This window comes from Furfurilactobacillus milii (assembly GCF_009864005.1).
Classification (GTDB): domain Bacteria; phylum Bacillota; class Bacilli; order Lactobacillales; family Lactobacillaceae; genus Furfurilactobacillus; species Furfurilactobacillus rossiae_B.
In genome coordinates, this window is record NZ_WEZQ01000016.1 from 1 (window position 1) to 10,710 (window position 10,710).

Genomic DNA, 10,710 nt, shown 5'->3' on the forward strand with positions numbered 1-10,710 from the left:
TAAGTTGTCGAAACTGTATTGCCAGTTATCGCTAGCACTAACCGTCTTGCTTGCGACTTGTTGACCGTTAGCCAACAAGTTCACTGTGATTGAACTTGGGCGGATTCCATCTTGATTGTTGTTATCCCTCCAAGTCTTTGTTCCGCTTATAGTAAGTATCGTATCCGCATTACCATTGCCACCATTATTTGGTGAATATACGTCGATAGTTTGCTTCTCGATATTAGATCCTGCCAATTTACCATTATTTTTATAATGTGCTGAGATTCCATTATTAGTAATCTTAGTTTTATAATCGATAACGACCGGGCTTGATATATCACCTAGAGTAGTTGTAAAACCTGAAGTACCATTTTCAATGGTAGAACTAGATGGATAAGTAGATAATATATTAAATTTACTACCATCAGATTGATATTTAACTTTGTATACCGAAACAGATCCTGGAACTAATGCCTGATTATCATCGACCCGGTCAGTATAAACTGCCTGATTAATAGTTTTACCTGCATAATTAATCCGAACACGCCAATAAATAATATATGGATTATTAGTGTCATACCAACCCCATTTATAGAGAACCTCATTAGGATCTGGTCCGTTAGATGGCTCTACATGAATATTGGTAGATCCTGACGTACCCCAATTTACCGAAACTAGCTTATTTTTTTCTATCTTATCGGCGTTCCAGTGTACCCATAATTTAAAGCTACCTGTTATCGTATTGTGATTATTCTTGACTGCATCAGTCAAGGTAATAGTAATCTTACCGGTATTGGGATTAGCTGCAGCACGACCAATAACAGTTCCATCAGCATAAGTAATATCAAAATTAGTCATAGTTGCTAGTGTCAATACTGATGGAATCGCAACAGTCATAGTATCACCAGATTTAGCCTTATTTGCAGGGATAACAAAGTTCCACGCAGCCTGCATGTTATCATAAATACCAAAGTCTGTTTTAGGGTTACCACTTTCATCCTGTAATTCTGCTTTGGTAATAAATTGGTTTCCCCAATCCCTATCATCCTCTTTGGTATTTACTGCTACTTCCAGTTGTATATTTTCTTTTTTAGCACTAAGTCTTGAATTTAGACTGTTTTTTCTGCTATCCGTAATTGATTTTGTAGTAAGTGCAGTAATATTACCAGTATTATTAATAACTGTATTAGAAGTATCAGTTACTGAATTTACCTGCTTACTAGGTCCAGAATCAGATGTTGATTCATTAACACTCATAGTGCCCTGCTCAGTTGGTGCTCTCGGTTGTGCTTCTGTATTAGTAACTTGCTTCTGAGAAGTCTGATCGTCTGAAGAATTAGTATTATCTGTAGTATTACTATTAACGGTACTTATCTGTGGTTCTTCCTGTTGATTAATAACAGACCCAGACCCCGTACCGTTCTGAGTAATATTTGTCTTGCTATCAGCATATACGGTCATACCAGTATTATTAATAACTGTATTAGAAGTATCAGTTACTGAATTTACCTGCTTACTAGGTCCAGAATCAGATGTTGATTCATTAACACTCATAGTGCCCTGTTCAGTTGGTGCTCTCGGTTGTGCTTCTGTATTAGTAACTTGCTTCTGAGAAGTCTGATCGTCTGAAGAATTAGCATTATCTGTAGTATTACTATTAACGGTACTTATCTGTGGTTCTTCCTGTTGATTAATAACAGACCCAGACCCCGTACCGTTCTGAGTAATATTTATCTTGCTATCAGCATATACGGTCATACCATTATTAGATGATATCCATATTGACCCTAATAACGAAAATAAAACTAGTCCCATCATAAATAAAAGTCGACGATGCCTAGATTTATTACTCATACTGTTGCCTCTTTCTTTGTTTTCTATGCGCAATACTAAAAATTATCACGTGACCTTATATTACCATATTCTTATAGGAAATTTCACACTAACTTCACCAACCGTCAATAGTGATATCACTAGTGTTAGCGTAGTTATCAAATATATGTTCCCGATGACATAACAAAGGCGCTGTATCGACAGTGAAAAAGCCGGCACAGCGCCTTTTGTTATATTCAAATTCTGGTCTCCTCTATAGGATTTTCCATTTTCATATTTATACATATGTTACAGGTCACGTTTACGGGAGACGTTGGCTTTAAGATGAAATAAGCGCTTAGCTTCGGGTGACGTGGCTAAAATGAGTCCACCATTGGTATTTTCAGCTTCACTAAGGACCACTATGGGACTTTTAAGGGATTTAGTCCCCGGGCAACGGCCTCGCAACTAGCATAAGACTTGTTATCAATTAAGAAGAACACGCCATGCGGTTCATCATCAGTAAACAATTTCATCATTTCCGTTAGCTTTTACCTGGATTGTAGCACATAAAGCAAACGTATGTTCCCTTAAGCTGCTAGGAAGCTGATTAAAAATAGTCGAAAATCAGTTATAGTCATGCTATAATGTAGACAGAAAAAGGAAGCCCCGCTAGAACAGGACTTCCCATGTAGAGCCGTTAAAGACGGTGGCATAACTTAATACGATTAAATAACCGCTAGCTCTGCCAAGCTAAGGCGGTTATTTTTTTTGCTGACTTTTGATCAGCTCAACAATTAATGCAATTAAGGCCACGATAAAAGTACCGAAAGCCAGCATTAATTGTAAAGCGTCCGCAACGGACACTTAGGCTACTCCTTTCATTAGGATTTATGGGCTTTAAAGGTTTAACACCATAAGCACCACCTCCGATCGGAAATAGCCACCGCCTTAACTTCTCTATAAAGAACTATTATACAGGCAACTCACTGCATGACCAAGCGCTTAAAAGGCTATTTTCAAAATCTATGGTGCCAATTATCAATAATAGCCTTTAGAAGATTTGGAAATCTGTGATCTAGTTCTGCTTGTCGTAACGTAAGATAACTATGAATACCAGAATGTCTAACGGAAATTAAGCCATTTAAACGTAAATTTCGGTAATGTTGAGATAGATTACTCTTCTTTCCTAGATCATTAAAAATGGCACATGAGCATTCCTTGCTTTCTTTAAACAACTTAGTGACAATCTCTAAACGAATAGGATCACTTAAGGATTTTAGTATTTGCGTAAGGGTAACTTTATTGAGATCAATATTAGGTAAGTTCTCTTTCATGCATAGCCGCTCCTTTTTTACTTTTCAGCTGTTTAGTATATACTAAACAGCTGAAAGAAGGTAAGTATATGGATTCAAAAACGCAAATCATTGAACAATACTTTAAGTTATCTGACTTGGCTTCTAATGATGAACAAGCATTGCATGAAATAATTCAACTCTTTTCAAAAAGGGCTGTGGTCAAGGGCGCTAATGGTTTTGTTGCTGATAATCCGACTAGAGTCGCCGAATTTTTCAAGAATTTTTTTAAAGATAACCAAGAATTAAGGCATCTTTTCCATGTAGTCGTCGATGATGGTAACTATCAAGCTGAGTGGGCCGTTGCTGGGCGTAAACGTAGTGGAAAAATATTTGCATTTCATGGTTTTGACACCTACCAATTTGACCAGCAAAACAAAATAAGCTTCTTGAAAGTTAAACTTGAAAAATAGAAATATAACGGCCACTAGGGTATACCCTAGTGGTCGTTTTTATTTCTGTGCTATACTAGGAATTACAAGTGTTCATTAGAACTGTCCAAAAGGAAGTGCTGACAATGGCTAAAATTGGTTATGCTCGTGTGAGTTCCAAAGAGCAACATTTAGATCGACAGCTAGCGGCCTTAAAAGGCGTTGATAAATTATTTACGGATAAATTAAGTGGAGCTAACACTAATCGGCCAGAACTGCAAAAAATGCTGGCCTATATTCGTGAGGGTGATATCGTCCTGGTCACTGAATTAGATCGCTTAGGCAGAAACAACCAGGATTTAACTAAGATTATGAACACCATTCAAAATAAGGGGGCCACCTTAGATGTGTTAAATTTACCGTCCATGACCGGGATTGCGGATCCCAACTTACGGCAACTGATGACCAACTTGATTATTGAACTCTATAAGTATCAGGCCGAAAGTGAACGTAAGCGAATCATTGAGCGCCAGCAGCAAGGAATTGCCTTAGCTAAGCGACAGGGTAAATATCATGGGCGCAAACCCCAATACACCCAAGACGATCCCCGCCTGCAACATGCTTTTAAGCTTTACCAGGCAGGCATGAGTGACATTGATGTGACTCGAAATACCGGGATTAAACGGACGACCTTTATCAGATATCGCAAAAAGTTTAATATAAAAAGATGAGACTTATATGTCAGATAAATTAAAAACCGTTTTTTATGAGCAGCAAAACTATTTTGAGAAAATGATGGGAATCATGTTAGAGTGGTATCATTTATTAATCGGAATGCAAACAACTGTGCTCAACATAGTTCTGAAAGTGTTTGTTGTTCCATTCTTCGATTGCATGCTTAGTAGCTTTCGATTCATCGTACACGTTTTTATTTTCAAGATTGTATTTGAAAATAAAATGTTACCTTTTACCCTAGAAAGGTAACGCCAAAAGAAAAATTCCCAATGCATTTAGCAAAGGGAATTTTTTGTAATTAATTCGTGGTTTTTTTGATAATCATTTGAAAGTGAATTATCGAATTGTGGCCCCTAATACGTTTTTAAAATGATTCATCGCCCATTCAGCACCAGCTGGTGAGAACGTGGCCACGGCTGCTTGTGGAATCACAATGTGGTAATCCAGGTTGTAGGCACTGATTGCGGTGTGGAGGACACAAATATCAGTGCAGACACCAGCAATCCAGACTTCATCAATCCGCCGTTCCCGCAGGTAGTTATCCAAATTGGTGTTTTGGAAGGAGGAGTAACGGTTCTTATTGAATTTGTAGACATGGGAGTCGTCATGATGTTGATCAAACCAGCTGCCGACTTGGCCGTATAGTTTCTGACCGGTCGTCCCAATAATATTATGGGCCGGATATAGTTTGGTTTCTGGATTGAATGGGTCATTAAGCCGGTGACCATCAGTAGGAAAGATCACATAATCATGCTGGCTTAAGAATTGATCGGCTAACCGCATAATTTCTGGGGCCAACGTCTGCGCTGGCTTGCCAACCGTTAGTGATCCCTTATCAGCCACAAAGTCGTTTGTATAGTCAATAATTAAGAGCGCTTTAGCCATCTTAATGTTCCTCCGTAAATTGAGCTTTAGTAATTAACTGTTCTTGCAATTCAGCCAATGTAGCTGTTAAGTAAACTGGGTACCGATCGGGGTTAACTAACCGTTTTGTGGCTTCTGGTAATTCTGCCACTTGATCCATTGAGAATTGCTGAATCTTAAAGAGATCATTTTCGATTGGGGAAGCATTGGAACCCAGATATTCTTGCATCAATGGCTTAGCATTAAAGTTAGTCAGAACTTGACTGGCGTGCGTGGCTGCCGAATTAGCATTAACCACTTTCAATGGAGCCGTGATGTGCTCATCAGCCAGGGCAATCACATCGGCGATCGCTTGGTGAAGGTTATCTTGCCGGTAAATCCGGTAAACTTGCTTATTACCAGGCAGGGTGATCTTTTCTCTGCTATCACTAACCTTAATTTTTGGGATCCATTGATCATTAATCTTTTCTTCGGCGAGCTTATAAACGCCACTTAATACCGGACTGGAGGAACTGGTAATTAAACGTTCCCCAATCCCAAAGTTATCAATTGGAGCTCCTTCATCCAACAACGACTTAACTACATGCGCATCAAGGGCATTTGAAGCTGTAATCTTTGCCTTGGGGAAGCCAGCATCATCGAGCATCTTCCGGGCTTTGATGGCTAATTGCGAAATGTCACCGGAATCTATCCGGATCCCGACTGGTTGGTGCCCTTGAGCGCTAACTTGCTTGAAGACCCGAATCGCGTTCGGCACTCCTGACTTCAAGACATCATAAGTATCAACGAGCAAGGAAACTTTGTCAGGATAAACCTTGGCCCAAGCTTGAAAGGCACTTAATTCATCAGAGAAGCTTTCGACCCAGGCATGTGCCATTGTGCCGGCCGCGGGAATATTAAATTTACTGGCTGCTTGTAAGTTCGACGTGCTGGTACAACCGCCGATCACCGCGGCTCGCGCCCCATACGTGGCGGCATCAGGGCCTTGCGCCCGCCGCGCGCCAAATTCCATAATTGGTCGGCCTTGAGCGGCATGGTTGATTTGCCAAGACTTCGTCGCAATTAATGATTGATGGTTAATGATGTTTAGAATAAAGGTTTCTAACAGCTGGGCTTCAATCAACGGTCCACTAATTGAAATAATTGGTTCCCGTGGGAAAACAGGGGTTCCTTCTGGTAAAGCCTTAATCGAGCAGTGATTTTTAATCTTGCTCAGGTAATCCAAAAACTCGGGAGTAAATTCATTCAGGGAGGTCAGGTATTCAATATTCTCCTTAGTGAAATGCCAATTTTGAACTTGTTCTACCACTTGCTGGAGACCAGCGACAATGACAAAACTACCGTTGTCGGGAACCCGGCGGTAAAAGACGTCGAAGCGAGCTTGTCGATCATGGGGTAGGGTAGCGTAGTACCCATTGGCCATGGAAAATTCATATAAGTCGGTTAATAGTTGTAGATTCATCTTAAATGCTTCCTTTTAAGTAAAAATTACTTTAATTGGCTAAAAATAAAAGTATGGTTAACTTTTATTTACGTCTAGTATAAATACTTTGCAGCAAAATGCAAATGATGCCCTTTAGTTAAGTTGGTAGAGCTTTGGTGGCCGCCCAGAATGGTTCAAAGTGGCGGCCCCGACTTCTTTGAAGAGGTGGTTGTGAGTTTTCTTAAAGTTGGAATTATCAATCTTGTCAATTGTCGTACCTAAGAAAGCCGCAAAGACTTCGCGCGCTTGGCGCAGGGTAAAGGTATTACCTAAGATCCGAAGAATTTGGGGTTGATAGTCCAGCTTGTTTTTAATCCGATTAATGGCGGTGGTAATGATTTGAATATGATCAAAGACCAGGTGACCGGCGGGACTTAGGATAATCTCCTGTTGGTCATGGGTGATCACATAGTTGCCCTGATCTTTATCAAGCACGAACCATTGGGCATCTGTGGCCCCATACCCTGGATGCAATTTTGGGGTTGATGGTAAATAGGTCATATAGGCGAGTGCCAGTGCCCGAGTTCCCGTAACCCGCTTGGGATCTGTAAAGGTGGCCAGTTGTTCGGTTGAATTCATCGGAACTTGCAGGCCAATTTTATCGTCAATTAGACGAATGCAGGCCGCGTCGGCACTCTCTTTACTCCGCAAGAGGGTTTCGGGGAGGGCCCAATGTCCCTTTAGAGGTTCATCTGCCCGCTTAATCAATAGTAATTGTGGTCGGTGTAATTCAGTATTAAAACTCCAAATGACGTTGGTGATGGTCACCAATGGCCGGGCAATAATTTCACTATCCAATTGACGCTCCTCCCTTCATAATTGTTAACTCAACTCTATTTTAGCATTTCTCGGCCACTAGTAATTGCCCAGTTGCTTTAAATCATGTTTGACGAGGATTGCTAAATTTTGAATGGTGATCGACGTCGGCTGGGCTAACCATAAGCAAAAAGTATTCCAGAAAATACCGACGGCAATGCGGGTCATATATTCAACTTTGGTATCGTTAGTGACATCGACGTGTCAAGCAACACTGGGGTGGCGGAGATGGAAACGCCGAAAGAAAACCGGCATCGTTTGGTTAGTATTATCCAAGATCTTATAGCTTAAACCAGCTTTAACTAACAAAGCCAATTTAGCTGAGTGAGCTGGCCAGTAAGTAAAGAAGTCATCGATGACTTCTTTATAGGTTTGGGGGTTAACTTGCAAGATCCAATCAGTGTATTTCTTTAGTAAGGAAATAACATACTGATTAATCACATCGTCTTTGCTTTTGAAATTCCGGTAAAAAGTCCGCCGGGAAATATGGGCTTGGTTACTAATATCGATCACGAAAATTTCTTGGTACGGTTTGACGGTTAATAATTTTTTACAGGCTCAAACCAAAGAACAATCAGCTTTTATTGAGCTACTTAAACAGCAGTTAGAGGTTAAGGACGAACAGATTGCAACGACTAATAGGATTGCCGATCAAGCACCACAATTAGATTTAACTACACACAAACAATCACAACCATCATTACCTCAACAAACCGAATCTGAGAGAGCGTAAAATATCTTTTATGCATTTACACAAGATATTTTACGCTCTCTTCATGGTTAATAATAATGATTTATGCGGCCATCGTTTTAATAATTTTTATTACGCTATTAAAACTTTTTGAGCGTAGGAATCCGTGTTTCAAAGAAAACAATCATGTGACAACAGTACCGTGGTTACGTACCACACTTGTCGTCTTATCTACTGCGATGTTACTTATTATATTGATAATTAAAGATAGCAGTGTAGATTTTTTAATCTACTACGCATTAATTGCAGCGCCTCACGTAATTTCAGCATACTTTTCAACAAGTAGAAGAGCACATTTTTAAATTAGATGTTAAATAGGCGCATTCTGAGAACACTTTCGCTTTTTATAGTGGAGTTCTCTCTTTTCCAAGACGCTGCAAGCTTCGAGTAATTAAGGTGGTGTTGATCTACAGCAATTTGAATATGACGAACAATAGCATCATTGATAGCTACCAGGCTATCAATGATGCTATTGTTCGAGTAAGCGTTATTGATGTTAAAGTGTGAAGATTGAAGAGACGTAATTTTTAACGACTGACTTTTGAAAATTCATACTTGTATGTAAATATAAATTTATGAAAGTATACAAATATGAATGTTACAACACGGGATAGAGAGTCTATGACGCTCGTAATCAAGAATCATAGTGAAGATAGTAACTAGTGGTATCAAATCTAGTTATACAATTATAAATTCATACTTGTATAAACTTATAATTTTTTTCGAGTTCTTTTCTTCTTTTCATCTTTCTCACGTAGTTGGGCTACCTTCATATCAAACATCTGTCGTTCGACCTGACTCATTTTATCAATTTGTGGCTGCATTTGATCTCCAAGTAACTCATAGGTGTAACTAAATGCTGATTGATCAAGTAGTGCCATAAACTGATAATATTGTTCAGCCGGCAAAACTAAAGATTTTCGTTCACTCTTATTACCGAATCCTTGAGTGGACCTAGAGCTATTATTGGTTTCTATAGTTGGTTCAGGTCGATATAGGGTTTTTGGCTGCGGATCAGGTTTGTATGACTTATCGAGTAATCCTGATCCTTTTTTTAATGTATCTTTTTCAGAATTATCTTTTGTGAAAAAACCGGGCTTTTTTTGTCTTGATTCAGTCATCATTTGTCACTCTCCATTAAGTACACGCGTTCAATGAATTCATTCGTCAGATTATCTAAGAATGAAGTAAAAATATCTTTGTCCCAGTAACTATCATTTCGTAGACCGTTTCGTGGTGCGGATTGTAGACGGCGCTTGTAAGGAACAATTGTCTTAAACATATTTTCTTTTCCAAAGAAGTTCACGGCATCTTGCATTACAGTTTCGTCAATACTTCCGGATCGCTGCATTTGATTCGGTAGAATACCGAGTACATCAGTTGGCACGCCGAACTCGTTTACCTTCTCTGGTAGCTCGTCTGGATTGAAAATGAAGTTGTGGGCCCCGTCCAGAGAATCTGATTGAGTTTGAAAGGCGACAAGGACGTAATCACTCGCTCCTACAGCGGAGTCAGTATAATCAGAAGAGGTTGGTGGTGTGTCAATGAAAATGAAGTCATAGGTTCCACGGCTTTTGAGAGGTTCAAGTAATTCTCTTAAAAAGAAGAGCTTTTTCGATTTAACTTCGTGGTAATTGGCGTCCCCTTCTTCGGCGACACCATACTGTTTGCTAAGATAATTTGTTAGATTCTTTAAATCATAATGGGCCGGAATAAGATCTAAATTTGGGAGTATGTTGACGACTAAATCAGTTAGATCATGGTCTCGGATTCCGGCCATCATTGTTTTGTCTAAGACAAAAACTGAATCTGGTTCGTTATGTTCTTTTGTTACTACGAATGATTTTGTAGTATTGGATTGTGGATCTTCATCTACGACTAGCACATGATAGCCGTGGAGAGACAGGCTGTAGGCTAAGTAACGAGTGATTGTGCTCTTACCGGCGCCACCTTTTTGATTTGCAACAGTAATTGTGAGGGGTCTTTTTAAATTTATTTTTTTCAATTTCTAAGCACCACACTTTCATAAATGTATGAATTTATAACAAAACAAGTATAACTTGAATTGTTGTTTGTGTCAAGGTTCCTATTGCTATTGACAATAACTGCTTTACAAAGGCAATTAGTTCAATCATACATACATGAATTCATTTATTTATAAATTCATGTATGTATGAATTTATAAATATAAAAAAGAAACCTCTTTATTTTGAAGAGATAATGAGGTACACTTCTCTTATAAATAAGAAAAGCGCCAACCAACGGGAATTGGTCAGCACTCGAAAAAAATCTTTTTCAACTATGAAGATTATACCAGCAAAATGGTGAGATGTCGAGAATGGTGTGATTTCAAAACGGTAGGGGACAAGCTGCCGGGTAAAGACTAAGGGGACACGTTTGCCAGTGCGACTTCAATAAGTCTGGCTATACCACAACAAGGTCATCTGTACGGCTGGGTGGTGAATGGTGAGCGCGACCATTAACGGCGCGGGTGGTAAAACGAAGCTTCGGCTTGGTGCCACTGATTAGTTGGTGATCGAA

10 protein-coding genes and 2 pseudogenes are annotated in these 10,710 nt (G+C 39.4%); 2 read left to right on the forward strand and 10 right to left on the reverse strand.

What is annotated here, in order from left to right; translation table 11 throughout:
* The 4 genes and pseudogenes from GB993_RS08610 to GB993_RS08625 all read right to left on the reverse strand — a co-directional run.
* Positions 1-1,836: collagen binding domain-containing protein (locus tag GB993_RS08610; RefSeq protein WP_161003951.1), on the reverse strand; the 1,836-nt coding region annotated here is incomplete at its 3' end.
* Between the two features lie 270 nt (positions 1,837-2,106).
* A pseudogene (locus GB993_RS08615) lies at positions 2,107-2,330 on the reverse strand (excinuclease ABC subunit A); the annotation flags it as partial.
* 226 nt (positions 2,331-2,556) lie between these two features.
* Complete coding sequence (locus GB993_RS13190) at positions 2,557-2,634, reverse strand: putative holin-like toxin (protein ID WP_076661461.1); 78 nt, start codon at positions 2,632-2,634, stop codon at positions 2,557-2,559.
* Between the two features lie 179 nt (positions 2,635-2,813).
* On the reverse strand, positions 2,814-3,131 hold the full coding sequence (locus GB993_RS08625) for an ArsR/SmtB family transcription factor (RefSeq protein ID WP_161003952.1): 318 nt from the start codon (positions 3,129-3,131) through the stop codon (positions 2,814-2,816).
* A 68-nt stretch (positions 3,132-3,199) separates the two neighbouring features.
* Here GB993_RS08625 and GB993_RS08630 point away from each other — a divergent pair, with 68 nt between their 5' ends.
* Together GB993_RS08630 and GB993_RS08635 are read left to right on the forward strand one after the other, a co-directional pair.
* A complete protein-coding gene (locus GB993_RS08630; protein WP_003712713.1) occupies positions 3,200-3,562 on the forward strand; it encodes a nuclear transport factor 2 family protein in 363 nt (120 codons plus the stop codon).
* A gap of 104 nt (positions 3,563-3,666) precedes the next feature.
* Positions 3,667-4,251 carry a recombinase family protein gene (locus tag GB993_RS08635; RefSeq protein WP_161003953.1) on the forward strand — a complete coding sequence of 195 codons (585 nt, stop codon included), beginning with the start codon at positions 3,667-3,669 and terminating at the stop codon, positions 4,249-4,251.
* A gap of 340 nt (positions 4,252-4,591) precedes the next feature.
* Here GB993_RS08635 and GB993_RS08640 read toward each other — a convergent pair whose 3' ends face one another.
* The 6 genes and pseudogenes from GB993_RS08640 to GB993_RS08665 form a co-directional block, all read right to left on the reverse strand.
* Entirely contained in the window at positions 4,592-5,140 is a 549-nt protein-coding gene (locus GB993_RS08640) for a cysteine hydrolase family protein (protein ID WP_003712348.1), read from the reverse strand.
* A 1-nt stretch (position 5,141) separates the two neighbouring features.
* Positions 5,142-6,581: a nicotinate phosphoribosyltransferase gene (locus GB993_RS08645; protein WP_057785053.1), complete on the reverse strand. Its 1,440-nt coding sequence runs from the start codon at positions 6,579-6,581 to the stop codon at positions 5,142-5,144.
* 114 nt (positions 6,582-6,695) lie between these two features.
* Positions 6,696-7,400 carry an NUDIX hydrolase gene (locus GB993_RS08650; RefSeq protein WP_035426685.1) on the reverse strand — a complete coding sequence of 235 codons (705 nt, stop codon included), beginning with the start codon at positions 7,398-7,400 and terminating at the stop codon, positions 6,696-6,698.
* Between the two features lie 222 nt (positions 7,401-7,622).
* Positions 7,623-7,955 (reverse strand): annotated as a pseudogene (locus GB993_RS08655) (TetR/AcrR family transcriptional regulator); the annotation flags it as partial.
* A gap of 924 nt (positions 7,956-8,879) precedes the next feature.
* A complete protein-coding gene (locus GB993_RS08660; protein ID WP_014216285.1) occupies positions 8,880-9,293 on the reverse strand; it encodes a hypothetical protein in 414 nt (137 codons plus the stop codon).
* Positions 9,290-10,174, reverse strand: a complete 885-nt coding sequence (locus tag GB993_RS08665) for a ParA family protein (protein ID WP_161003954.1) — start codon at positions 10,172-10,174, stop codon at positions 9,290-9,292. Before GB993_RS08665 ends, GB993_RS08660 begins: the two co-directional genes overlap by 4 nt.
* Positions 10,175-10,710 lie beyond the last annotated feature (536 nt).

Bases quoted from the DNA above. Each gene is read 5' to 3' on its own strand.
- GB993_RS08625 (WP_161003952.1), bottom strand. From the start codon at position 3,131: ATGAAAGAGAACTTACCTAATATTGATCTCAATAAAGTTACCCTTACG.
- GB993_RS08660 (WP_014216285.1), bottom strand. From the start codon at position 9,293: ATGATGACTGAATCAAGACAAAAAAAGCCCGGTTTTTTCACAAAAGAT.
- GB993_RS08630 (WP_003712713.1), top strand. From the start codon at position 3,200: ATGGATTCAAAAACGCAAATCATTGAACAATACTTTAAGTTATCTGAC.
- GB993_RS08645 (WP_057785053.1), bottom strand. From the start codon at position 6,581: ATGAATCTACAACTATTAACCGACTTATATGAATTTTCCATGGCCAAT.
- GB993_RS08635 (WP_161003953.1), top strand. From the start codon at position 3,667: ATGGCTAAAATTGGTTATGCTCGTGTGAGTTCCAAAGAGCAACATTTA.
- GB993_RS08640 (WP_003712348.1), bottom strand. From the start codon at position 5,140: ATGGCTAAAGCGCTCTTAATTATTGACTATACAAACGACTTTGTGGCT.
- GB993_RS13190 (WP_076661461.1), bottom strand. From the start codon at position 2,634: ATGCTGGCTTTCGGTACTTTTATCGTGGCCTTAATTGCATTAATTGTT.